Source organism: Streptomyces sp. NPDC051963, from assembly GCF_044593495.1.
Classification (GTDB): domain Bacteria; phylum Actinomycetota; class Actinomycetes; order Streptomycetales; family Streptomycetaceae; genus Streptomyces.
Map to the genome: position 1 here is coordinate 183,135 of NZ_JBIUCC010000002.1, position 24,564 is coordinate 207,698.

The following is a 24,564-nucleotide window of genomic DNA, read 5'->3' on the forward strand; positions in this document are numbered from 1 at the left end:
CTAGTTTAGCCTAATTGCCACCCGGATTGTCGACCGCATTGACGCTACGGCATCTTGAAATCTGACTCTCACGGAGAGCATCTCAGAGGAGTCTCGAAAATGAGGGGTCACTTCCTCGAAATAAGTAGGGGATGGACGTGAAAAGCCGAGTTCTTAAATGGTTTGGTATTGCATACGGTGTTGCCACCGTGCTCGGCGTCTGGTGGTATCTCAGAAACGGCCTAGAGAAGGCCGGCGATCTCGCCGACACGGTTTCCCTAGTTGTTGGTCTGCTTGCTCTCCCTGCGACGCTTCTCGCCGTTTCCAGCTTTCAGCGAGTGCAACCGGATCAATTTTCGTTGAGCGATGTTGCTGATCAGCTCGCACAGGCTGTGAGTCAGCACTGGGAGGCTGAAGCGCAAGTGCGACAACTGAATAACCCGTATCCCTTGCAAGTCTCCTGGAGGGCCGCTGAATGTGCAATTGTGGAGCCCTGGCCAATAATTGAGAGAGTTGCAAAGAGCTGGCCAGGAGGACCTTATAGCGACCAATCTCAGTGGGCGCAGCATCCCACTGACTTGCAAGGTGATGGGGGCGATATCTATCACGTTTTTATGGCCAAGATTCCCACGCGACGCCTTGTGGTTCTTGGTGATCCGGGGTCGGGCAAGACTGTCTTGCTTTTAAGGCTGGCTCTATCGATCTTGGCGCAGCGTGAGCCAGGTAATCCTGTTCCTGTGATTTTCTCGCTTGCTTCCTGGGATCCAAGCGGTGACGGTTTTTATGAATGGCTGACCGAGCAGTTAGTCCGTGACCATCCGGGCCTGTTGGCTTCGACGACTACTGGAAAATCCAATGACCGCCTCAGTGTGGGCCGCGCCCTGCTCGAAGGTCGTTTTATTCTGCCGATATTGGACGGCCTTGATGAGTTGTCGGAAAAATTGCGCCCTGAAGCGTTGGCTGTAATAAATCGGGAGCTCCCGCATAGGCAAGCATTGGTCTTGTCCAGCCGCATCGCCGAGTATAGAGGTGCAGTCTCATCGTCTTCGGGAGCTAGGGTCCATCTGAATGGTGCATCTGGCATTGTAATTTCTCCCCTCGACCTTGGACATGCTGCTGAGTACCTCACGCGTACTGCTAGTGGATCCGAGGTTGCAGAACTGGGAGTATGGGCTGGGGTTTTTGCAGAAATTGACCCCCAAGTCCCGTTGGGGCGAATTCTCAGTACACCGCTTTTTCTGTACTTGGCTCGCACCATTTATACTCCACGTCCGCACGAGTCGAGCAGCGGTTTGCTTACACCTGACGACTTGCTGGATGTGAGTCGCTTCCCTGATCGCCAATCTATTGAATCTCACCTTTTCTCAGGTTATATAGCGGCTGCATATCGGCACCATAAACACTACCCCTCTCCTTGGGATCCCAAAAAGGCGAGGAAAGCTCTCGCTTTCCTTGCCCGTCACCTTCAAGATGACAAGAATGGATCACCGGATCTTGCTTGGTGGGATCTTCATCTTGCGGTTGGCAAGTGGTCCCGCGTGATGTCGCTTCTAGCCACATTTGGCATTCCCTCCATGGTTATGGCGAGTTTATCCGGTGTCATTATTCTGGGGGTTAAGAACGGAATAACCGCCGGCCTAGTTTTTGGATCAGTTGTCGCAATATTTTTGGCTATCTCTAATCACGCATTGACCCCTAGTGTCCGCTGGGGCTGGTCCCCCGGAGCTACAGTTCAGCGAAACGACAAGATAATCATTGGTTCATCCTATGCTGGTCTGATGGTCTGGGGAGTCACTGCCTATAGTGGCTCCCTGGCTCTAGGGGCTTATGCGGGAATTATCTGGGCTTGGTGGTTGTGGGGTCGATGGGTATGCATCCTGTTCACCCGGATTTGCGTAGCGCTGCCGGGTCTCTTAATGTTTTGCGACGAGATCGAAATGCTTTTTGGGTTCTATCGCTATTGTCGGGTACTGCGATCACGCTGGCTTTTTCTGCGAACTTGATTGCAGATCTCGGAATGCGAAGATCTCTGTGGATCTTGGTAGTAGTATTTCCTGTCGCCGTGGTGTCAGTGGGGCCCATGTTTGCTTCTACCTATGCGTGTTGGGGTACGTACATCTCAACAAGGCACCACTTGGCACTGAAAAGACTGACCCCATGGCGCCTTGCTCGTTTCTTGGAAGACGCCCATTTGAGGCGAGGCGTGCTGCGTCAAGTCGGAGCGGTTTATCAATTTCGCCATCTCGAACTGCAGCGTTACCTGGCAGATTCTCGTGACACCCGCTGACGGGCGTGATGTTGCCCCGGGAGTGCCTTTATGCTGGCGGCCAGGCGGCTACTCAACTCGAATGCGTCATTCCGGGCTCCAGTAGCGCCAGAACCGTGTAGATGCGTGTGGGCCTATGCCGCCACGATGGGCGGATGGCGGAGAGTGCGCCAGAGCTGAAAACTTTCGTGGGCCCCCTGTGCCCGTGGCCTACGGCGGGACGCTTCTGAAACTTGTCTGTGCTCCGATCGCCTGGGGATGGGTACGGTCGAGGTCGTGTCTGGTGCACATGGGTTGGTCGCCCGTGAGCGTGCACCGGTTGATCGCGCGCGACTAGGGGAGCTGGTACGGGCATGGCGGTTGACGCTGCTCGATCGGAAGAGGGGTTCACGTCGGCGGGGGCTACGCGGGTGATGAGTGCCGCGTGCCGGGCTGCTGGGCTCGATGACAGAGGCGCGGAGTTGATCCGGCTCGGTGAGAACGCGTTGTTCCGGCTGGCCTCGGCCCCGGTGATTGTGCGTGTGGCCCGTGGTGAGGAGTGGCTGCCGAAGGCACGCGTTGAAGTGGCTGTCTCGCGATGGCTGGCGGAGGAAGGGTTCCCGGCTGTTCGCATCGTTGAGGATCTTGAGCAGCCGCTCGTGATCGATGGGCACCCGGTGACGTTCTGGCATCTGATCGTTGAGGGTGATCGGAAGGCGACCTACGGGGAGTTGGGGCGGGTCCTGCGGGATCTCCACTCTTTGACCGTGCCTGAGGGCCTTAAGCTCCCGTCGTTCGAGCCCTTTGACAAGCAGGAGCTACGGCTCAACCGAGCGGTGATCCCGGAGGATGACAAGGTCTTCCTTCGGAAGCGATGGCGAGAACTGCGAGACAGGTACGCCGAGTTGAGGTTCGAGACGCCCAAGGGGCCGGTGCACGGTGATGCTCACGTGCAGAACCTCATGGTGGACGATCGCGGGCAAGTGATTCTGATCGACTTCGAAGCCTTCTGCTTCGATCACCCTGAGTGGGACCTGATGGTCACGGCTGTGGAGCATCACAGCCTTGGGTGGCAGACCGACGAGCAGTACGCCGATTTCGTGGCCGCCTATGGGCGGGATCTGTACGACTGGCACGGGTACGAGACCCTGCGTGGCTTGCAAGAGTTCGGCATGACGACGTGGCTCATGCAGAACGTTCAGGAGGATGAGGAGACGGCTGCAGAGTACCGACGGCGCATGGTCGGTTTGCGTAATGACGACGCGCCTCGGAACTGGCGGCCCTGGTAGCCGCTACTCGTCGTCGTCCAGGCGGGCGAGTGCGTCGTGCACCTGGTCGTTGAAGGCAGCCACAGTGGGGTTCGTCGCGTGGACGCTGACCTCGTTCTGGAAGTCGGTCACATAGCGCTGGAAGCGGGAGGACTGGAGGGAGTCGCCGCCGTCGACCGCAAGGCTTGCGGTGGTGACGGCTGCTTCCAACTCGCCGTTAAGTAGCTGGCTTTGGGCGAGCACCATGCGGCAGAACCCGAGGGTGCGGGCGTACTTGGGGTCGGTGCTGTCCACGGCGCGTTGGGCGTATGCGACGGCTTCGCGGCGCTGCTTGAGGTCGCGGAGGCAGTGGCAGATCTCGCCTTCGAGTTCCGCGGCGTTCATGTAGCTGAGCCACTCCGGGTCGGTGGCGGTGTCGGCTCGCTCGAAGTAGCGCTCAGCCTCGTTCATGGCTCGGCCGGCACCGATGGCATCTCCGGCGTTGGACAGTGCGCGGGCCTCGTGGGCTGCGAAGAGGGACATGGCGCGGGGTGTCGCTTTGCCCTTGCCTCCTTCCAGGGAGGCGCGTGCCAGTTGGATGGCCTGGGCGTGGTTGCCGAGATAGTTGGCCTGGTGGCTGAGGTTGGTGAGGATGCGGGCGCCGAACATGCGGTCGCCGGTGACCTGTGTCAGACGCAGCGTGGACGTGAGGTAGCGGTGGGCGAGTCGGTGGTTTCCGGTGTCGTACGCGGTCCACGCGAGCAGTTGGGAGACCTCGGCGGCGGCGCCGAATAACGCGGTGCCCACCCTCTCGCTGTAGCTGGCGTCCAGCAGGGGCAGGACTTCGTGGCGGAAGTAGTGGCGCAAGGCCTTGTGGCCGTGGCCTCCGCCGTACTTGAAGTCGAGCTGCATGAACATGCCCGCTGCGTCCCTGATCGCGCGCACGTCGCGCATGCCGATGCGTTGGCTAGCGGGTCTGTCGGTCAGGAGGCCGTCGGGGCGCGCGATCATCCATGACAGAACGGCTGAGCTGAGGTCGGCGTCCGCGATGACCAGTTGTCCGGGCGAAGGGGTTTCGGTGCGTTCGTCGGCGAGGCTCCCCAGCCTGGAGAGGACATCGGGGACGGTGCTCGGGTAGCCAACCGGCTGTGGCGCGGCCGGCCGCGCGTGGTCGAAGAACCCTAGATCGCCTGGGGTGATGCGGCGGCCCAGCTTGGTGCTCAATACGTCCGCCATGATTGCCGCTGTCTGCGGTTGGATGCCCGCGCCGTCCCGCCATCGCTGTACGGAGACGTGGGTTGTTCCGAGGCTGATGCCGCGGTGGGCGGCGGCGTCCTGCATGCGCTTCGCGAGGCCCTTGTTCGAGACCTTCGCTTCGTCCAGGACGGCATTTAACTGCGCGTTCGGCTCTCGGCTCATGCTCCCCTGCCAACCCGAGAATGACGGCGAGTGTTCATCGTGTCACAGCAGTAACGCGCTGGGGGGTTCATTCGCGAACCCCCTTTGCCTTTGCCGGTGTTCACGCGAACCCCCTGGTGAACTCTCCCGGCTGGACGTCCTGCGCCGTTCACTGGTCTGCACAGATCGGCGGGCTACAGAGCCCGTCAGTGTTCGGGAGGGAACGCGGTGAAAGCACAGCAGAGCAAACACGCAGCGAACACCCCGACAGTGCGCGCTTCGAGTCGCTCAATCTACGACCCGGCGAACGGGCACTTCCGTTCCCTGACGGTCTACGCCGAATCGCCGGACTGTGCCAAAGCTGCGCGGGACATGGTCAGTTCCTATCTCCAGACCTGGGGACTGCCGCATGCGGTCGATGCCGCACAGCTCGTGGTGTCGGAACTGGTCGGCAACGTCGTGCATCACGCGGTGCCCGACAACCGTCTGTCGCAGCCGGGCGCCGGACGGCGCATCGACGTGACCTTGATGACGTGGCCTGAGGTGCTGGTTCTCGGTGTCACGGATGAGGACTCGACACCTCCTGACCTTCCGCCTGGCGATTTTGTTTCGCCCGAGCTGGCGGGCGACTTCGTCGAAGCGATGTTGCCGGACAGAGGGCGCGGGCTGTTCATCGCTCAGCGGCTGGCGGAGTCGGTGTGGTGGTCGCCCGGGATCAGAGGTGGCAAGACCGTGTGGTGCCGCTTCGATCTCGATCAGTTGAGGGCCGATTACTTGGCCTGACAGACGCCGGGTCGCCGCGGTGTCGTTGCTCTGCTCCCTCGCGATCGGGAGCGGGCGGCGGCCCGGTAACGGGTCGGAGTTTGACCACTCCGACCGAAGGGGCGCGGCTCCTCGGACGCCCCGGGAGCTCCCCTCCCGAGCGAGGGGGCGCGCTTCACAACCTCATACCGAGACCGGGCCACCCCATCAGCCCTGGAAAGCGAAGGGTGGCCCGGCTGGGAACACGGCGGTTCCCGGTGCCTGATGGTACCGGGGCCGTCGTGCTGCATTTCGGCTCTGGTCACAGGAAGTTGACGATCCGTTACCTAGATCAGAGCAGAGGTGGGCAAGGTGACTGGCGCGGGTGAGGACTGGCTGAGCGATGGTCTCGACGTCACGGGCATGGACTCCGGCCTGTGGGTGTCCGGCGTCGACTACATCGAGGGTTGGCGCGATGCACGGGAGGCTGCTGACCGGTTGAACCGCGCGCTCCTGGCCGCGGGGCTGGAGCTGTCCGCCGTACGGGCCGTGGCCTCGACGAACGAGGAAGGGCGGGGCGTCGTACGGCTGGCGGGCTGGCCGGATGCCGTGGACCGGCTCGCTCAGCTCCTGGAGACGCACGCGGACGGCGACGGCGGTGCAGCATGAGGGGCGTTTTCCCTGGTGGGCGGCGCACGTGGGCACGTCGCCGGCCGCAGAGACTTTGGGCGGTAGCTGCCATGGGGCGAGTGAACAGGGGGCCTTACGCTCGCCAGCGGATCGGGCAGTCCTTGGAGCTGCCCGCAATAGCTCGATCGGCCCCCTGTTCTTCGAGGCTCGCCCCATGGGAGCTGCCTAAAGTCTCGGAGGCCGTCGACCCCCAGCCACCAATGCCCCGGCCTGCGACGGCCGGTCGCTGCCTCGACTCCTTGGGCGTGCTGCGGTGCGGGGCGCTCGCCGACCGGACGGGACCGGCGGCCACGCCGCACGCCCGGCCGGGGCGGCCGGGCGGCCCGGCGCGCCGCAGGCGCGCCCTTGAGGAAGTGAAGGCGGTTTCGACCGATGCGCGTTGGCGCTCAGGCGCGGGTACGTCGGGCGGGCTGCTTGTCGGCGGTGATCCGGTAGGCGAGTTCGGCACGGTCCGCGCCGAAGCGCAGTTCTTCGAGGAACAGCGGGTGATCGTCGGCAGCGTGCGTGACACGAGTGACGTGCAGGATCGGCGTCGCGTCCGGGAGGCGCAGGGCGGTGCGCTCGTCGGGCAGCGGCATGTGCGCGCGTACCGTCTCGGTCCACGTCAGCTTGTGTCCGTCCTGGGTGAGCAGCCGGTAGATCGCGGCCGGGCGCTTGCATGGCTCCTCGGCGAGGAACGGAACGGCTTCGGCGGTCGCGAAGGGGATCAATGTGCGGTGCATGGCACGTGTCCCGGTGCTCGGGTCGATGAGCAGTCGGTCGCAGCCGAACAGGGCTTCTTCCTCGTTGAGTTGGAGGAGGCGGCCGGTGTCCTTCGTGGTGTGGGTGCGGTAGGTGCTCGGTTCCTCGGACTCTTGCCAGATGTCGCCGTTGGGCATCACGAACTTGCCCTCGGCGGTGCGGCTGATGCGGCGTTCGAGGGTGAGGGAGGGCTGTCCGTCGGAGCGGACGAAGCTGCCCTTGCCGTGGCGGACGTCGATCAGCCCTTCCGCGCGCAGGGCCGCGATCGCGTTGCGGACCGTTGGCCGGGACACCTGGTAGCGGGCCATGAGCTGGGCCTCGGACGGCAGCAGGCTGTCGGGTGTGAACTCGCCCGAGAGGATCGCTTCGCGGATGGCGGCGGCCACCTGCTGGTAGAGGGCTCCGGGGCGCTGGATCTCCGACATGGCGGCTTCTCCGGGTTGAGGTCGTAGGCACGTCGCACGCGCGACATCACTCGTCAGCATAAGTACTTGCACCCTCGCCGTACAGAGGCTCATAGTCATAACTCGTTAGGACAAGTGACGTCAGTATCAGGCTGGGGTCCCAACTGGCCAGGGAGGCCAACGAAATGCAGTCCATACCCGTGGACACGGCGCGGCTCGGCGTACTGCGGTGCGCCATCGCGCCCGAACAGAAGATGACCAACCCCGAGACACAGGAGGTGAAGAGGGACCGGGACGGCAACCCGGTCTACACCGTGGCCGTCACCGTGCGGCAGGACCGGCGGCGTATCTCCGTGATCGAGATCGCCGTGAGCGGTGAGCCGAAGGGCATCGAGGAAGGCCAGATCGTCAAGGTCACCGGACTGATGGCGTTCGCCTGGTCGATGGGCGACCGGCACGGCGTCAGCTTCCGCGCCGACGCCATCACGCCCATACACACAACTGCCGTGCAGGGCAAGGGCGGTGGCGCGTGATGACCGGACCGATCGTGTTCGCCTTCGGGCTCGCGCTGCTGGCGTGGGTGCTCGTCGTCGGTGACCTGCTGCGTCGGCACCACCCGGCCTGGCACTGGTGCCTCGCCGGGTACCCGGTGACCGCGTGCCGGGTGCTGTTCACCTGGCGCAAGGTCGCCATGCTCAACGACCTGGCCGTGTCCCGCCGGCCTCCGCGCGGGCTGCTCGGCGACCTCGTGGTCAAGGGCGATCCGCTGCGGCCGGTGGCCCCGCGTATCTCGTTCCCCCGGGCTACCCGCCTGGGCCTGACCGTGGCGGTGCGGCTGCACGCGGGCCAGACCCCGGCGACGTACATGAAGGCGGCCGACGCGCTCGTACACGCGTGGAAGGTGCACGCGGTGCGGGTCACCTCGCCGGAACGCGGCCTGGTGCTCCTGACGGCCACGGCCAGTGATCCGCTTCAGCGGCCTGGCTTAGCCACGGCTCCCGTCGAGCTGCTGTCCGCGCTCATCGGCGCACTGGAGTCCGGCGGGGCCTGGGTGATGAACCTGCGCCTGGTCCCGCACTGGCTGATCGCCGGGGCCACCCGGTCGGGCAAGTCCACCCTGCTGGCCCGGCTGATCACTCAGCTTGCGCCGCAGCCGGTCGCCCTGGTCGGCATCGACTGCAAGGGCGGCATGGAACTCGGCCTGTTCGCCGGGCGGCTGAGCGCGCTGGCCACCTCTCGGCGCGAGGCGGTCGCCATCCTGAGCGCGCTCGTCGTCGACATGCAGGACCGGATGGCCGCGTGCCGCTCGGCCGGTGTCCGCTCGATCTGGGAACTGCCGGACAAGCTGCGGCCGATACCGGTGGTCGTGATCGTCGACGAGATCGCGGAGCTGTACCTCTCGGACGGCAGGCGCGACAGCAAGGCGGAGGCCGAACAGTGCTCCACGCTCCTGCTGCGGCTGGCCCAGCTCGGTGCCGCACTCGGCCTGCATCTGGTTGTCGCCGGACAGCGTGTCGGCTCTGATCTCGGCTCCGGCGTCACCGCGCTGCGCGCTCAGCTCGGCGGCCGGATCTGCCACCGGGTCAACGATCCCGGCACAGCCGAGATGACCTTGGGCGACCTGAACAAGGACGCGGTGGCCGTCGCTCAGTCGATCACGGCGGAGGAACGGGGCGTGGCCGTCTGCACCGGCCCGGACGGCGGCTGGAGCCGTGCCCGATCGCACCTCACGCCGACAGAAGAGGCCGTGTCGGTCACCAGGAAACACGCAGCCATGACACCCGAACTGCCCGCCATAGACCGCGCTCTTGCGGCGCTGGAAGGAGACGACAAGTGATCAGCGAAGGTACAGCGTTCACGTTCGCGGTGATCTTCGGGATCATCACCGTCCTCCTCGTCCGCTCCCGCGATGTGCGCGCCTGGGAAGCAGTCTGCGTCGGCCTGTTCGGCGTCTACCTCGGCCAGACACCCGTGATCTTCACCGTGCATGGGCTCGTCACCTGGGTGATCAGCGGCTTCTCCCACACCTGAGCAGAGAGGCACACCAGCCATGCCTATGCCTCGCGTGAGGTGCCCGAACTGCAAGGGCGACGGGGCCCGCAGGACCTGGACCGGACGGCTGCGCCGCTGCCGCGTCTGCCGGGGCACCGGAACCATCCGCTGAACCACCCACACCACACCTGATCAGCAAGGGAGCGACCACATGACCGACCACGCGCCACCACCCGTCGCCCGTGCCGCTACGGCGGCCCACCCCGGAAGGTCACCACCATCACCCCGGACTCAACCCCGGCCGGCAGGCGCGCCGTCCTCGACCGCGCGGCGCGCCTACGCCAGCTCTCCGAAGCAGACCGCGACGCCATCCGCATCGCCCAAGACCCCAAGTTCCCGTGCTGGCTGGAGCAGATCACCGCCACCGGCGGCTGCTCCCACCCCATCCATCTCTCCGGCTCCACTACCACCCTCGACGGCACAACCGGCGAGATTCTCCACCACTACGACACCCGCGATGAGCCCGGCGAACGCCTCCTCGTCCGCTGCCGCAACAGACGCGCGACCGTCTGCCCGGCCTGCTCCCGGCTCCATGCCGGGGATACCTTCCACCTCGTCCGCGCCGGTCTCCTCGGCGGCAAGAGCGTCCCCGCGACGGTGCGGCATCGGCCTCGGCTCTTCGTCACCCTGACCGCCCCGTCCTTTGGCCCGGTGCACCGTGCCGGGGAGCTGTGTCGCCCCCGCCGTGATCGCGGCGTATGCGAACACGGGCGCCCTCTCGGCTGCGGTGCCGTGCATACCCCGGACGGGTCGATCGTCGGTCAACCGCTCTGTGCCGACTGCTACGACTACAACACCCACGTGCTGTGGCACGCGCACGCCGCCAAGCTGTGGGACCGCTTCGTCATCGACGTCCGGCGGCGCCTCGCCTCCTCGGTCGGACTTGTACAGTCCCGCTTTGCACAGCACGCCCGACTGTCCTTTGCCCGTGTGGCCGAGTACCAGAAGCGGGCGGCTGTTCACGTGCACGCTGTGGTCCGCCTCGACGGTCCGGCCGGACCTGACGACGAACCCCCGGGCTGGGGCACTGCGGAACTTCTCATCGACGCTGCGCGCGCCTCCGCCCGGCGCGTTGTGGTCCACACGCCCTACAGCCCCGCCCTGGGTGAGCTGGCACTGTGCTGGGGCGCCCAGGTCGACGTCCGGCCGCTGTACGCCAACGGGGACGAACCCGAGGATGACGCAGTCGCCGCATACGTGGCCAAGTACGTCACCAAGGGCGCGAGCGAGACAGGCGCTGGCACCGACTACCCGCTTACCACGTGGGCGAACATCGAGTCGGCTCCCGTCAGCGAACACGTCCGCAATCTCATGCGGACTTCGTGGCGCCTCGGCGGCCTGCCCGAGTATGCGCCCCTCCGCCTCCGCACCTGGGCTCACACCCTCGGCTACCGGGGCCACATCCTCACCAAATCCCGCGCCTACTCGACGACATACGCGGCGCTGCGCGCTGAGCGCGCCCACCACGTGGGCCACGCCGACATCTCCGACACGGTCACCGATCGGCACTGGCGCTACGTCGGCTCCGGCCACACACCCGGGGCTGCCCTGATCGCGGCTGGGGTCGCGGAAGATCTCGAACAGTCGCGGCGGCTTCACGTGGAGTTGAGGCAAGAGAGGGAGTGGAGCCGATAGCCGCTGCATCGGACCGTGAAGCCAAACCTCCGTGCAAGGCCCCCTTACCTCGTGCGACGGCTGCTGAGGACGACGACATGATCGAGAGCGAGATCGTGATCGTGGACAGCAACGGTGATGAGCAACCGTTCGATCCCGCGACGTGGTTCACGTGAGGTCATGAGGCAAGTTCTCAACTTGTCTACTACAGGTCATCTCATTTGGCGGATTGGTTCGCCTGCACGCGGGCGGGGATCGTCGTATGGCTGGTGCCGGATGAGTTACTGCGTTCGACCTGTCGGCATCGCCTACGCGGTCTTCGAGAAGTGCTCATCAGCCTGTCGCCCATCGGACGATGGCCAGAATCAGCCCCGCCAATCCGCCGAGAGCGGCCAGGATGGTGGTGGTGATGGTGACTGCCTCGAATTTACTGGTCTTCTCGGAGTCAATTCTCTTGGTCAAATCTTCAAGATTGTTCAGGCGGCTCTCGAACTTGACCGACATCAGCTCTCTGAGGTGTGAAAGTTCCCTCAACAGCTCGGTGTTCTTCTCTGCCTCTTCCTCTATTTTCGATGAATAGGCTTGCTCCTTAGCTGCCCGTTCGTCGAGGGCCTTCAGCAGGTGGTCTCGCATCTCCGGGTCAGTAACTGTGTTGGTGACTTCCCGACGGAAATCCCGTACTTGAGCTGCGGGGCGCAGCGTATTGATACGCTCCAAGATGAACGCTTTCAGTTCCAGGAGGACCGGAAGGATCCCCACCTGAATATGCGCGTTCTGCTGGGTGCTGATCAGTCCAACGATATTGCCGGATTTGGCGGTCATCTCCACGTTGAACACGCCGAAAGACTCGGGGTGCTCAATGGCGTGGTTGATCGTCGTCAGAGACGATTGCAATTCCGTGAGTGACTGGTTCTGCAGTTGGTCCCGGGTGAGACCTAGTTTCTTCAGCCTGGGCTCGTAGAAGTTCTTGTAGATGTCGTCCGTCGGATCTCCGCCGAACGCTGTCACACGATCCGCTATGCCCATGGTCCCCCCCGACGTCGCATCGGTATCGGTATCGGTCTCATGATGGCACTGAGCGCGCGGCGACTTGAGGTCTTACGCGAACTCTCTCGGAGAGGTTCTGCGAGGATGCCGAGCTGTGGCCCATCACGGTCGCGGCCATCCCGTCTCGTCATACGTCATGAACCTTCAGCAGAGCGCAGCGAGTGCCCTGCCCGTACCAGACACGGAGTCCTCCAACCTGCCGATCAGAGCGCATCCGCGAAGTCGTCCTCTCGGATCACAAGCCGCTCGCGCACGTCCTTCGGGATCAGCAACCGGAGATGAACCTTCGGAGCCCGCACCTTCGGCACCTTCGTGCGCGTGACCTCGCACCGGATGCCGACTCGATACAGGTCTGCGGCCATGGCTTCCATGCCGCCTTCCTGCCAGTGCTCGCGGAAGGTCTTCCCGCCGTGGACGTGGACCCATCGGTCCTTCGCCGTCTCGGGGTCGATGGCTTCGAGCTCCGCAATGAGCTTGTCGAGCGTCGACTCTGCTTGCTCCGTCGTGAACCGGGTCTTCGTGTACCGGCCTCCGGGTTCGAGTTCCTTCATGTAGAGGGCGATTGACCCTTGAAGGCGCTTGATCTCCCGCCGTACCTCGGCACCCTCGGCGTACTGACGAACCTGTACGGGGAAGTCCCCGAGAACCTTGAGTACGTCCTCCACGAGGCGCTCGTAGACCAGGTTGGGGTTGGGGGCGCCCAGTCCACCGCTCTTGCAGTTGCGGCACCGTAGGTAGTGGTACGTCCCGAACCCGTTGTTCGTGATCTGCACGGTCAGGTTCGTCTTGCAGTCCGCGCACAAGAGGACGCCGAGGAACTGAGTCGCTCCACCGACACGGCGCGGAGGCTGGTTCTTCTTGCGCTTGTCGAGAGCTGCGCCGAGGGTTTCGAACTCCTCCTCGGTGAAGATTGGCGGGGCCACCATGATGGGCCTGCCGTCCTTGCCGAGGATCGGCTTCGAGCGTCGTTGCCCTCCCTGCTTGTCCTCTTCTACTCGGTAGCCGAGGAGCGCGGGGTTACGGAGCCGGCGGTGGAGAGTGGCCACGGTGAGGCCCTGGCTCATGAGGCCGGACCGCTTCAGGCAGCGCACCATGAACCGGGCGGAGCGTCCTCGAAGTGCCATGCGTCGAGCCCAGTGCAACGCCTTGTGCGCCTCGGGGTCGATGACGAGACCGAACTTCCCCGAGTCGTCCTCGCCCGTGACGTATCCGTACGTCGGCTTGCCGATGATCCAGTCTTCTTGAGTCTTCGCGTAGTCCCACAGGCTCGTGACTCGGGTAGAGGTGTTGGCAGCCTCGATCTCGGCGATGCCGCCGATGATCGTGACCATGATCTTCCCGGCTGTCGTCGTGAGGTCGAGGCTGTCGTTCTTCGAGACCAGGTTCTTCCCGCGCTTCAGGCTCCACTCGATCATCGTCGAGAGGTCGGAGAGGCGGCGTACGAAGCGGTCGAGCTTCCAGAACAGAAGCTCGTCGAACTCGGGGGAACGGTTGTTCAGCCAGTCCCCGAGTTCCTTCCTCTTCCATGGCGGAACCTTCGTCGCTGACACGTTCAGGTCCGAGGCGACGCCGACGACTCGACAGCCGCGCTCCCTCGCCAGGATGCGAAGGTCAAGCTCCTGCCGTACCGGGGACGTTGTTTCGTCCGTCAGTACAGACAGGCGGATGGATAAGAGGGCCCGAGGGGCGTCCTCGGGTAACAAGGCCTCCGCCTGCTTCAGCTCCTTTAGGAGTGCGCGATCCGCGTCAGTCCACTCTGCCTCGACTGAGTACTGCCTCTGGTCGGCTGCTGTGCGCTTGCGTGTATGTGTCCCCATACACACGACCGTAGAGATGGATATAAACCCGTGTCCATATGCCCGCAAATGGACACTTCCATTCAAATCGGACCTACGGGGAAGAAGCTCCTGCCTCTGACGGTGAAGCAGCCGTCCGGGAGCGGGCACGCTCACTGAGCTGCATCCGTATGGGGTGTTGAGGCGTCTACGACGGTATGGATCTCGAGAAGTCGCCCCCGCCGCAGCACAGCAACCCTGAGGGGTGCCTTGTCGTCGCGATTCGGATTCCCGTGCGGATCGTGGTGCTTGTGCTGGTCGTGCCGGTGCGGATGGTGTGGGACGGGCTCGTCGTCGCCGGGCGGTTCCTGAACGACGCGCTGTTCCGGCCGCTCGGGCGGGCGTTGCTGTGGGTGGGGCGGGCGGTCTTCGTGTGGCCGTTCGTGGGGCTGTGGCGGTATGTCGTCGTGCCCCTCGGCAAGGCGCTCGGGTGGATCGGGAAGATGCTCGTCGTCGTCCCGTGCGGGTGGGCGTACCGGTATGTGCTGACTCCCGTCGGGCATGCCGTCGCCTGGGTCGCGCGGGGGATCGGGAGCGGTCTCCGGTGGGTCTACGAGCGTCTGCTCACGCCCCTCGGGGTCGGCGTGTACGGCGTCGTGGCCTGGCTGGTGCGGTATCTGCTCGTGGTGCCCGCTCTCTGGCTGTACGAGTGGGTCCTCGCGCCCGTCGGACGGGCGGTCGCGTGGTGCTGGAACGGGATTCTGTGGGTCCTCGGCATGATCTTCACGGGGGTCGGTGCGGCCCTGTACTGGACCGCGCGGATTCTGCTCGTGCTGCCCGTGCTCGCGCTGTGGCGGTACGTCCTCGTGCCCGTCGGGCGGGTGCTCGGCGTCATCGCGCGGGAGGTCGGGGAGGCGCTCGGGCATGCGTGGCGGGTCGCAGGGCGGATCTCGCTGGCCGTGGGGCGGTTCCTCGGGACCCTCTTCCGGTGGATCTTCGTCGAGCCGGTGCGGTGGGTGTACCGGAGCGTTCTGACTCCGGTGGGACACGTCGTGCGGGACGCCGTGCTGCGGCCCGCCGCCGAGGCCGCGCGCAGTGTGGGGCGAGTCGCCCGGCAGGCGCTGGACGCCGCGCGGGATTCCGTACGGCAGGCCCGGGCCGACTTCCGGCGGATGCTGTTCGGTGAGTCGCGGGAGAGGGAAGCGGTCGCCCGGCGGGAACCTGAGGGCGCCGAGACACGTACTCTTGGTAGTAGTACGACCGCTCTCACGAAGGACTGAACGACACTGGGCAAGCGACAGCCCGAAGGCCCGCCGCCCGCACCCGCGGTGCAGCGCATCCGACTGCGCTACACCAAGCGCGGCCGCCTCCGGTTCACCAGCCACCGTGACTTCCAGCGCGCTTTCGAGCGTGCGTTGCGCCGTGCCGAGGTGCCGATGGCGTACTCGGCGGGGTTCACGCCGCATCCGAAGGTGTCGTACGCCAATGCCGCACCCACCGGCACGGGCAGTGAGGCGGAGTATCTGGAGATCGCGCTCACCGAGGTGCGTGACCCGGAGAAGCTGAGGGTTCTGCTCGATGAGTCGATGCCTCCCGGGCTCGATGTCGTCGAGGCGGTCGAGGCCCGGATCTCGGGGCTCGCCGACCGGCTCACGGCTTCCGTGTGGGAGCTGCGGCTCGACGGAGTGGACCAGGTCGACGCCGAGCGCGCCGCCCGGGCCTTCATCACCGCCGAGTCCGTCGAGGTCCAGCGCAGGACGAAGAACGGCCTACGGACCTTCGACGCCCGCCCCGCGGTCGTAAACCTGGAAACGCACAGTTCGGCTGCTGATAGGCCGACCGACCAGCCCTGTGCGATACTGCGGCTGGTTGTTCGGCACGTGACGCCTGCCGTTCGACCCGACGACGTCCTGTCCGGTCTCCGCGCCGTGGCCGACCTGGCGCCGCCGGTCCCCGTAGCGGTGACCAGGCTGGCGCAGGGGCTGTTCGATGAAGAGACAGGCACGGTGACCGACCCGCTCGCGCCCGACCGCGAGGCAGACAAGGCCCCCAACATGGCCGAACCGTCTGCCGCCGCGAAGGCGTCGGCGTAAGGAAGGTCCCGCGTAGGGACGTACGTCGTAGCGCCGCCCTTGTACTCGGGAGCCACCTGGGTCGGGCAGCGAACCGACCAGAAGACTTTCGCCAGGCCGTACGCAACTCGGTGTACGGAACCGGCGAGACAGGACACAGAGAGCTCCCGTGCGGCGCCCGCGCCCCGGACGGCGGCACCGCGCATCGCGCGAGCCGCGGACGTCACCGGCATCCAAGCCGGACCAGGTGCGGCGCCCGGGAGCCTGACGGGAGAAACGCCCGCATGCTCGAACCGACCGAACCCAATGAGTCCGTGACGGACTCCGAACCGAACACTCCGAGCGACACACTGCCGCCGCGTCGTCGGCGCCGTGCCGCTTCCCGCCCGGCGGGGCCGCCCGCGGGCACCTCCGATGCCACGGCGGAGACCGTCGCGCCGGCCATACCGGCCGCTGTGACCGAGGCGAGCGTCGTGAGTGACGTGACCGAAGACACCGAGGACATCGAAGCGGCTGAAGAGGCCGCTGAGGCCGAGAAGCCTGTTGAGGCCGTGGAGACGGCTGCGCCCGCCGGGCGTACGCGTCGTCGTGCCGTCCGCCGTGCGTCGGCGCCTGTCGGTTCCCCGCTGGCGGCCGAGGCTGCCGAGACCGTGGTGGCGGCCGCCGAGAGCGCGCCCGCCGTCGAGGTGGCGGAGCCGGCCGAGGCCGAGGAAGTCGCCGAGGAGGCCGCTCCGCGTCGTACGCGTCGCCGTGCCACCCGGCGGGTGACCGCGCCTGCCGCCGCCCCCGCGGCCGAGGAAGCCACTGAGACCGCTGCGCCTGCTGCCGACGCCGTCGAGAGTACCGAGGCAGAGCCTGCCGAGGCCGCTGAGGTCGTGGAGGTCGCCGAGGAGGCCGCTCCGCGTCGTTCGCGTCGGCGTGCCACCCGGCGGGTGACCGCCGGTGACGCTGCCGAAGAGGCCGCCGCTCCCGCCGCCGTGTCCGAGCCCGCTGCCGCCGAGGAGCCCGCGGGCGAGTCCCCGGCCGCTGAAGCACCCGCCGAAGGCGCCGCGTCCCGGCGTTCGCGTCGGCGGGCCGTGCGTTCGGCCGCCGTCGGGTTCGCCGAGCCCGCGCAGCCTGCCGGGTCGGAGGCCGCCGAGGGCGAGGAGGAAGACTCGCGTCGGCCCAGGCGGCTCGTCGCGCCGATGTTCCAGGCGCCCGTTTTCACCGAGCCGAGGTTCCAGACTCCCGAGCGTGCTGCTGCCGAGGCGGCTGCCGAGTCCGAGGTCGTGGAGACCGAGGAGTTCCCGGAGGAGCAGGCCGGTGCGCGTCGTCGGCGTCGCCGCCGGGGTGCCGCCTTCGGCGAGGAGACCGAGCCGCAGGCTGCCGCCGAGACCGCCGTGGAGGAAGCGGCGGACGAGGCCGAGGAGCAGGCCGAGGATGCCGTAGAGGGCGACGAGGCGGAGGAGACCGGATCGCGCCGCAGGCGTCGCCGTGGTGGCCGTCGCCGTCGCCGTGGTGAGTCCGCGGAGTCGGGTGGCGAGGACGAGTCGGAGGAGTCCGAGGAGTCCGCGCAGGACGCCGAGGACACCGAGGACACCGCAGAGCAGGCCGAGGAAGACGAGGACGAGGCCGAGGGCCGCGAGGAGCAGGGCGGCGGGTCCGGCGGCTCCAGCAGCAGCCGTCGCCGGCGTCGTCGTCGGCGCCGCGCGGGTGACGGTGGCGACGCCCCCGAGTCGTCCGAGGACGACCCCGAGCGCACCGTCGTCAAGGTCCGCGAGCCCCGCCCGAAGGCCGAGCCGTCCGACGAGGTGCAGTCCATCAAGGGCTCCACGCGTCTGGAGGCCAAGAAGCAGCGCCGCCGGGAAGGCCGTGAGCAGGGACGCCGGCGCGTTCCGATCATCACCGAGGCCGAGTTCCTGGCCCGCCGCGAGGCCGTCGAGCGCGTCATGGTCGTTCGGCAGAGCGGTGAGCGTACGCAGATCGGCGTCCTGGAGGACGGCGTGCTCGTCGAGCACTACGTCAACAAGGAGCAGGCGACCTCGTACGTCGGCAACGTCTACCTCGGCAAGGTGCAGAACGTCCTGCCGTCCATGGAGGCAGCCTTCATCGACATCGGCAAGGGCCGCAACGCGGTGCTCTACGCCGGTGAGGTCAACTTCGAGGCGCTCGGCATGGCCAACGGGCCGCGCCGCATCGAGTCCGCCTTGAAGTCCGGTCAGTCCGTGCTCGTCCAGGTGACGAAGGACCCGATCGGCCACAAGGGCGCCCGGCTCACCAGCCAGGTGTCCCTCCCCGGCCGTTACCTGGTCTACGTGCCCGAGGGCTCGATGACCGGCATCAGCCGCAAGCTGCCCGACACCGAGCGGGCCCGGCTGAAGACCATCCTCAAGAAGATCGTCCCCGAGGACGCGGGCGTCATCGTGCGCACCGCCGCCGAGGGCGCGAGCGAGGACGAGCTGCGCCGGGACGTCGAGCGGCTCCAGGGGCAGTGGGAGGACATCCAGAAGAAGTCGAAGAGCGGCGGCAGCTCGAATGCACCGTCTCTGCTGTACGGCGAGCCGGACATGACCGTCCGCGTCGTGCGCGACATCTTCAACGAGGACTTCTCCAAGGTCATCGTCAGCGGTGACGAGGCCTGGGAGACCGTCCACGGATACGTGTCCCATGTCGCGCCCGACCTCGCGGACCGGCTGCAGAAGTGGACGAGCGAGGTCGACGTCTTCGCGACGTACCGCATCGACGAGCAGCTGATGAAGGCCCTCGACCGCAAGGTCTGGCTGCCCAGCGGCGGTTCGCTGGTCATCGACAAGACCGAAGCGATGATCGTGATCGACGTCAACACCGGCAAGTTCACCGGTCAGGGCGGCAACCTCGAAGAGACCGTGACCAGGAACAACCTGGAGGCGGCCGAGGAGATCGTGCGTCAGCTGCGGCTGCGCGACCTGGGCGGCATCGTCGTCATCGACTTCATCGACATGGTCCTGGAGTCCAACCGGGACCTGGTGCTGCGGCGCCTGCTCGAGTGCCTGGGCCGGGACCGTACGAAGCACCAGGTGGCGGAAGTGACCTCGCTGGGCCTGGTCCAGATGACCCGGAAGCGGGTCGGACAGGGGCTGCTGGAGTCCTTCTCCGAGACCTGCGTCCACTGCAACGGCCGCGGTGTCATCGTGCACATGGAGCAGCCGACCTCCACCGGAGGCGGCGGCAAGCGCAGGAAGCGCGGCCGTGGCGGTGACGGGCATGCGCACGAGCACGAGGCCGCGGCCGTCGTCGAGAGCGCCGAGACCGCCGAGCAGGAGGCGGAGAGCGAGGCCGAGGTGGCCGCCGAGGTCGCCGAGCCGGTCGCGCTGACGGCCCCCGAGTTCGCGGTGGACGAGGAGCTGTACAGCAGCGTCGCCGAGGCGGAGGCCGCGGTCGGGCGGGGCGGCCGTTCGCGGCGCCGGGCCGGCCGTCGGGCATCGGCTCCGGCGGGCTCGCCGAAGGGCGGGGCCCGGTCCGTGCAGGACGAGGTCGAGCGTCCGGTGCAGCCGGAGTCGGCCGCCGAGGCGCAGGCCGAGCCGGTCGCGGTCGAGGACCCGGTCGTCGAGGCGGCTCCGGCTGCCGAAGAGGCCGCGCCCAAGGGCCGTACGCGTCGTCGGGCGACCCGCAAGGTGTCCGCGCCGGCCGGTTCGCCCGCGGGTGCCGAGGCTGCCGTCGTGACGGTCGCCGAGGCCGCGCCGCAGGTCGAAGAGGCTCCCGTCGAGCAGCCCGAGGCGCCCGCCGAGAGCTCGGCCCCGACCCGTCCGCGGCGCCGTGCCGTCCGCAAGGCCACCGCGCCCACCACGTCCGAGGACACGGCCGTCATGGTCGTGCCGTCGGCCGCGGAGGGCGCCGCCGAGGTCGCGGCCGAGGGCGCCGAGGAGGCTGCTCCGGCCAAGAAGACGGCCCGTAAGACGGCCAAGAAGGCCACGGCGAAGAAGGCCGCCACCAAGAAGACGGCGGCCACCAAGACCGCGGCCAAGAAGACGACGGCCAAGAAGGCGGCGAAGACCACCGCCACCAAGAAGGCCGCGAAGTCGACGTCGAAGAAGACGGCGGCGGCGCAGCAGACGCTGCCGTCCGTCACGGCTTCGGCAGACGAGGGCTAGAACCCTTCACCGGTGTGCGGCCGATCACCTCGGCCGTACACCGGACGGGCCCGGTTTGACCCGTTCGGCCGTGGGCCCGTAACCTTGACCGTCGGCGTGTCCCCAGATGGCGCGCCACATCCCCGTAAACCTCTTCCTCCCGGGCACGACGGCCGGGAGAGGCTGCTCGCTCTGCCGGGTGGCTGGACTGCGGGGGTGCCGTTCCCGAGCGAGAGAGTGAGATCCGCGTGTACGCCATCGTGCGCAGCGGTGGTCGCCAGCACAAGGTTGCTGTCGGCGACATCGTTGAGGTTGACAAGATTTCCACTGCCAAGGTTGGCGACACGGTCGAGCTCTCGACCCTGCTCGTTGTCGACGGCGAAGCTGTCACCAGCGACCCGTGGGTGCTGGCCGGCATCAAGGTCCAGGCCGAGGTCGTGGACCACCACAAGGGCGTCAAGATCGACATCCTTCGCTACAAGAACAAGACCGGCTACCGCCGTCGTCAGGGCCACCGCCAGCAGTACACGGCGATCAAGGTCACTGAGATCCCCGCGGCTGCGAAGTAAGGGACTGAGGAGAGATGGCACACAAGAAGGGCGCATCGTCCACCCGTAACGGTCGTGACTCCAACGCTCAGCGCCTCGGCGTGAAGCGCTTCGGCGGTCAGGTCGTCAACGCGGGCGAGATCCTGGTCCGCCAGCGCGGCACCCACTTCCACCCCGGTGCGGGCGTCGGCCGTGGCGGCGACGACACGCTGTTCGCACTGCAGGCCGGTGCGGTGGAGTTCGGCACCAGCCGTGGCCGCAAGGTCGTGAACATCGTTCCGGTCGCCTGATCGGAAGCTTTTCGCGAGGCGGACCTCACTTCCCAGGTGGGAAGGCGGGTCCGCCTTTCGCGTGTTAACACAGGTAATTCCCATGAGTTTCTGGAGGCACTGAACCATGACCACCTTCGTGGACCGCGTCGAACTGCATGTCGCCGCGGGTAGCGGAGGTCACGGCTGTGCCTCCGTCCACCGTGAGAAGTTCAAGCCGCTGGGCGGGCCCGACGGCGGCAACGGCGGGCGCGGCGGCGATGTGACCCTCATCGTCGACCAGTCCGTCACCACGCTGCTCGACTACCACCACTCCCCGCACCGCAAGGCCACCAACGGCAAGCCCGGCGAGGGCGGCAACCGGTCGGGGAAGGACGGGCAGGACCTGGTCCTTCCCGTGCCGGACGGCACCGTCATCCTCGACAAGGCGGGCAATGTGCTCGCCGACCTGGTCGGGCACGGGACGTCGTACGTCGCCGCGCAGGGCGGACGCGGCGGGCTCGGCAACGCCGCGCTCGCCTCCGCCCGCCGCAAGGCGCCCGGCTTCGCGCTGCTCGGTGAGCCGGGGGATCTCCAGGACATCGTCCTGGAGTTGAAGACCGTCGCCGATGTGGCGCTGGTCGGGTACCCGAGCGCGGGCAAGTCCTCGCTGATCTCGGTGCTGAGTGCCGCGAAGCCGAAGATCGCGGACTATCCGTTCACGACCCTGGTGCCGAACCTCGGTGTGGTGACCGCCGGCGCGACCGTCTACACCATCGCCGATGTGCCGGGGCTGATTCCCGGCGCCAGTCAGGGCAAGGGGCTGGGCCTCGAGTTCCTGCGCCATGTCGAGCGGTGCAGTGTGCTGGTGCATGTGCTGGACACGGCGACCCTGGAGTCCGAGCGGGATCCGCTGTCCGACCTCGATGTCATCGAGGCCGAGCTGCGCGAGTACGGCGGGCTCGACAACCGGCCCCGGATGGTCGTCCTCAACAAGATCGACGTACCGGACGGCAAGGACCTCGCCGAGATGGTGCGGCCGGATCTGGAGGCTCGCGGTTACCGGGTCTTCGAGGTCTCCGCGGTGGCGCACATGGGGCTGAAGGAACTGTCGTTCGCGCTCGCGGAGTTGGTGGCTTCGGCGCGTGCCGCCAAGCCGAAGGAGGAGGCGACGCGGATCGTCATCCGGCCCAAGGCCGTGGACGACACGGGCTTCACCGTGACGCTGGAGGAGGACGGCCTGTTCCGGGTGCGGGGCGAGAAGCCCGAACGCTGGGTGCGGCAGACCGACTTCAACAACGACGAGGCCGTGGGTTATCTCGCGGACCGGCTCAACCGCCTTGGTGTGGAGCAGGAGTTGATGAAGGCGGGCGCCCGGTCCGGGGACGGTGTCGCCATCGGGCCCGAGGAGAACGCGGTCGTCTTCGACTGGGAGCCGTCGGTGATGGCCGGTGCGGAGATGCTGGGCCGACGCGGTGAGGACCACCGCCTCGAGGAGCCCAGGCCCGCGGCGCAGCGGCGGCGGGACCGGCAGGCGGAGCGTGACGACGCGGATCGGGAGTTCGACGACTTCGACCCGTTCTAGGCGGTAGCGCTCCGCGGCGGGCGGTTTTCGTCTGCGGGGGCGTGGGTGCGTGGGGGCTGGTTGCGCCTACGCGGCGGAGCCGCTGATCGACGCGGCCCCGCGCCCCTTTGGGGCCTGGCGGCCGATCACGCCGATCGGTCGTTCTTCGTCTGCGGGTGCGTGAGGGCTGGTCGCGCCCACGCGGCGGAGCCGCTGATCGACACGGCCCCGCGCCCCTATAGGGCCTGGCGGCCCATCAGGTCGTAGGGGGCTGGTATGGCCTGACGGCCCATCAAGTCGTTACGGCTTGGCAGCGTCCCTCGTTCTGTAGCCATGTCGCAACGGGTTTCCCCCTGTCTTCCTATTTGTCATGCACGCGAACCGCTCCGTTCAGCCGGCGGACCGCCCGGAAGCGTGAGCTTCCCAGTGTCCAAGAGGCCAGCGAGGCAAGGGAGTTCGCGCATGACCGGAGCCGTATCCCCCGACCGACGCCGTTTTCTGACCGCGGGCGCCGCCGTCCTCGGCGCCGCAGCCTCTGCCCAGCTGTGGCTGCCGTCGGCCGCCCGAGCTGCCGAAACCCCGCTGCCCGACGGCGTGTTCAGCCTCGGAGTCTCCTCCGGCGACCCGCTGTCCGACGGCATCGTGCTGTGGACCCGACTCGCCCCCGACCCGCTGAACGGCGGCGGTATGCCGGCGCGGAACGTGCCGGTGGAGTGGGAGATCGCCGAGGACGAGCGGTTCCGAAAGGGAGTGCGCCGGGGCGTCGCCCAGGCCCGGCCCGAGTACGGGCACAGCGTTCACGTCGATGTACGGGGGCTGCGTGCGGGTCGCGCGTACTGGTACCGCTTCCGCACCTCCGGCCAGGTCTCGCCCGTCGGCCGCACCCGTACCGCTCCCTCCCGCCTCAGCTCAGGCGGTCAGCTGCGGGTCGCGCTCGCGTCCTGCCAGAACTGGCAGAACGGCTACTTCACGCCGTACGCCGACATGCTCGCCCAGGATCCCGACGTGGTGGTGTTCGTCGGTGACTACATCTACGAGTCGACGCCGTCGGCGACGGCCGTGCGCAAGCACGAGGGGACCGGTGAGCCGTACAGCCTCACCCAGTACCGCAACCGGTACGCGCAGTACCGCATGGACCCCGACCTCGCGGCGATGCACGCGAACGCGCCCTTCGTGGTCACCTTCGACGACCACGAGATCGACAACGACTTCGCCGGCGAGATCCCGCAGGACCCGGACAAGCAGACGCACGACGCGTTCGTGGCCCGGCTGACCGCGGGCTACCAGGCGTACTACGAGCACATGCCGGTGCGGGCGACGGCGATCCCCGACGGGCCGCACATCCGGATGTACCGCCGACTGGAGTTCGGCCGTCTCGCCCGGCTCAATGTGCTGGACACCCGGCAGTACCGCAGCGACCAGGTGACCACCCAGGAAGCCGCGAAGAACCCCTCGCTCACCATGCTCGGCGGTGAGCAGAAGGAGTGGCTGCTCGACGGGTTGCACGACTCGCCCGCCCGCTGGAATCTGATCGCCTCGCAGATAATGGTCGCCGAGACGGACCTGCTGATCGGCGAGGGCAAGCAGTGGTTCTACGACGCCTGGGACGGCTACCAGGCCGAACGCAACGCGCTGATGGAGGAGTTCGCCGACGTCCGCAACCCGGTCGTGCTCACCGGTGACCGCCATCTGACGATGATCAGCGACCTGAAGAGGGACTACGCCGATCCGGACTCCGATGTCGTCGGCGCCGAGTTCGTGGGCACGTCCATCTCCAGCAACGGCGACCAGGACCAGGCGGCCTTCCACAGGGAGTGGGACCCGCGGATGCCGGACAACCCGCACTGGAAGCTGCTCGACGCCCACCGCGGCTACCACCTCTTCGACATCCGGCGCGACGGGATCGACGCGCAGGTGCGGGTCGTGGACACCGTGCTGAAGCCGACGGCGGCCGCGAGCACGCTGGCCAAGCTGCGGGTCGAGTCCGACGAGCCGGGTGTGCACCTGGAGTAGCGGCCGGTGAGGGAGAGTCGAGGTGGAGCCTGGGACGCGTCACCCGTCCCAGGCTTCTCAGCAAAACTTCTCGGCTTCTCTCAGCGAAGTCTTAGGGA

19 protein-coding genes are annotated in these 24,564 nt (G+C 66.9%); 15 read left to right on the forward strand and 4 right to left on the reverse strand.

Annotation, left to right across the window (positions count from 1 at the left end):
- Positions 1-131: 131 nt before the first annotated feature.
- Complete coding sequence (locus tag ACIHFB_RS07340; protein ID WP_400125780.1) at positions 132-1,982, forward strand: NACHT domain-containing protein; 1,851 nt, start codon at positions 132-134, stop codon at positions 1,980-1,982.
- A gap of 616 nt (positions 1,983-2,598) precedes the next feature.
- Entirely contained in the window at positions 2,599-3,513 is a 915-nt protein-coding gene (locus ACIHFB_RS07345) for a phosphotransferase enzyme family protein (protein WP_400125782.1), read from the forward strand.
- Between the two features lie 3 nt (positions 3,514-3,516).
- On the opposite strand, the gene ACIHFB_RS07350 is transcribed toward ACIHFB_RS07345, so the two are convergent.
- Complete coding sequence (locus tag ACIHFB_RS07350; protein ID WP_400125783.1) at positions 3,517-4,890, reverse strand: sporulation protein; 1,374 nt, start codon at positions 4,888-4,890, stop codon at positions 3,517-3,519.
- A gap of 207 nt (positions 4,891-5,097) precedes the next feature.
- Here ACIHFB_RS07350 and ACIHFB_RS07355 point away from each other — a divergent pair, with 207 nt between their 5' ends.
- Positions 5,098-5,652 (forward strand): ATP-binding protein, encoded by a 555-nt coding sequence (locus ACIHFB_RS07355; RefSeq protein ID WP_400125785.1) that lies wholly within the window; start codon positions 5,098-5,100, stop codon positions 5,650-5,652.
- 330 nt (positions 5,653-5,982) lie between these two features.
- Positions 5,983-6,279, forward strand: a complete 297-nt coding sequence (locus ACIHFB_RS07360) for a hypothetical protein (RefSeq protein ID WP_400125787.1) — start codon at positions 5,983-5,985, stop codon at positions 6,277-6,279.
- 407 nt (positions 6,280-6,686) lie between these two features.
- Here the strand turns inward: ACIHFB_RS07360 and ACIHFB_RS07365 are convergent, their stop codons facing one another.
- Entirely contained in the window at positions 6,687-7,466 is a 780-nt protein-coding gene (locus tag ACIHFB_RS07365) for a GntR family transcriptional regulator (RefSeq protein ID WP_400125788.1), read from the reverse strand.
- Positions 7,467-7,630: 164 nt separating this feature from the next.
- Between ACIHFB_RS07365 and ACIHFB_RS07370 the strand changes: the two genes are divergently transcribed.
- The 4 genes from ACIHFB_RS07370 to ACIHFB_RS07385 all read left to right on the forward strand — a co-directional run bounded on the left by ACIHFB_RS07370 (position 7,631) and on the right by ACIHFB_RS07385 (position 11,132).
- Positions 7,631-7,978, forward strand: coding sequence for a hypothetical protein (locus ACIHFB_RS07370; RefSeq protein WP_400125790.1), 348 nt, complete (start codon positions 7,631-7,633; stop codon positions 7,976-7,978).
- Positions 7,978-9,282: an FtsK/SpoIIIE domain-containing protein gene (locus ACIHFB_RS07375; protein ID WP_400125792.1), complete on the forward strand. Its 1,305-nt coding sequence runs from the start codon at positions 7,978-7,980 to the stop codon at positions 9,280-9,282. The genes ACIHFB_RS07370 and ACIHFB_RS07375 overlap by 1 nt, the downstream gene beginning before the upstream one ends.
- Positions 9,279-9,476, forward strand: coding sequence for a hypothetical protein (locus ACIHFB_RS07380; RefSeq protein WP_143638908.1), 198 nt, complete (start codon positions 9,279-9,281; stop codon positions 9,474-9,476). Before ACIHFB_RS07375 ends, ACIHFB_RS07380 begins: the two co-directional genes overlap by 4 nt.
- Before the next feature lie 240 nt (positions 9,477-9,716).
- The gene (locus ACIHFB_RS07385; protein ID WP_400126740.1) at positions 9,717-11,132 is read left to right on the forward strand and encodes a replication initiator; all 1,416 of its coding nucleotides are present in this window, start codon (positions 9,717-9,719) and stop codon (positions 11,130-11,132) included.
- A 312-nt stretch (positions 11,133-11,444) separates the two neighbouring features.
- On the opposite strand, the gene ACIHFB_RS07390 is transcribed toward ACIHFB_RS07385, so the two are convergent.
- Positions 11,445-12,137, reverse strand: coding sequence for a hypothetical protein (locus ACIHFB_RS07390; protein WP_400125794.1), 693 nt, complete (start codon positions 12,135-12,137; stop codon positions 11,445-11,447).
- A gap of 224 nt (positions 12,138-12,361) precedes the next feature.
- On the reverse strand, positions 12,362-13,975 hold the full coding sequence (locus ACIHFB_RS07395; protein ID WP_400125796.1) for a recombinase family protein: 1,614 nt from the start codon (positions 13,973-13,975) through the stop codon (positions 12,362-12,364).
- A gap of 176 nt (positions 13,976-14,151) precedes the next feature.
- Here ACIHFB_RS07395 and ACIHFB_RS07400 point away from each other — a divergent pair, with 176 nt between their 5' ends.
- The 7 genes from ACIHFB_RS07400 to ACIHFB_RS07430 all read left to right on the forward strand — a co-directional run bounded on the left by ACIHFB_RS07400 (position 14,152) and on the right by ACIHFB_RS07430 (position 24,466).
- Positions 14,152-15,213, forward strand: coding sequence for a hypothetical protein (locus ACIHFB_RS07400; RefSeq protein WP_365279184.1), 1,062 nt, complete (start codon positions 14,152-14,154; stop codon positions 15,211-15,213).
- A gap of 48 nt (positions 15,214-15,261) precedes the next feature.
- Positions 15,262-16,026, forward strand: coding sequence for a TIGR03936 family radical SAM-associated protein (locus tag ACIHFB_RS07405; protein ID WP_400125797.1), 765 nt, complete (start codon positions 15,262-15,264; stop codon positions 16,024-16,026).
- Positions 16,027-16,289: 263 nt separating this feature from the next.
- On the forward strand, positions 16,290-20,114 hold the full coding sequence (locus ACIHFB_RS07410; protein ID WP_400125798.1) for a ribonuclease E/G: 3,825 nt from the start codon (positions 16,290-16,292) through the stop codon (positions 20,112-20,114).
- Between the two features lie 227 nt (positions 20,115-20,341).
- Positions 20,342-20,662 (forward strand): 50S ribosomal protein L21, encoded by a 321-nt coding sequence (gene rplU / locus ACIHFB_RS07415; protein ID WP_030601628.1) that lies wholly within the window; start codon positions 20,342-20,344, stop codon positions 20,660-20,662.
- 14 nt (positions 20,663-20,676) lie between these two features.
- Positions 20,677-20,931 (forward strand): 50S ribosomal protein L27, encoded by a 255-nt coding sequence (rpmA, locus tag ACIHFB_RS07420; protein ID WP_030051735.1) that lies wholly within the window; start codon positions 20,677-20,679, stop codon positions 20,929-20,931.
- Positions 20,932-21,037: 106 nt separating this feature from the next.
- A complete protein-coding gene (gene obgE, locus ACIHFB_RS07425) occupies positions 21,038-22,474 on the forward strand; it encodes a GTPase ObgE (protein WP_365279174.1) in 1,437 nt (478 codons plus the stop codon).
- A 441-nt stretch (positions 22,475-22,915) separates the two neighbouring features.
- A complete protein-coding gene (locus ACIHFB_RS07430) occupies positions 22,916-24,466 on the forward strand; it encodes an alkaline phosphatase D family protein (RefSeq protein ID WP_400125801.1) in 1,551 nt (516 codons plus the stop codon).
- Positions 24,467-24,564: the final 98 nt, after the last annotated feature.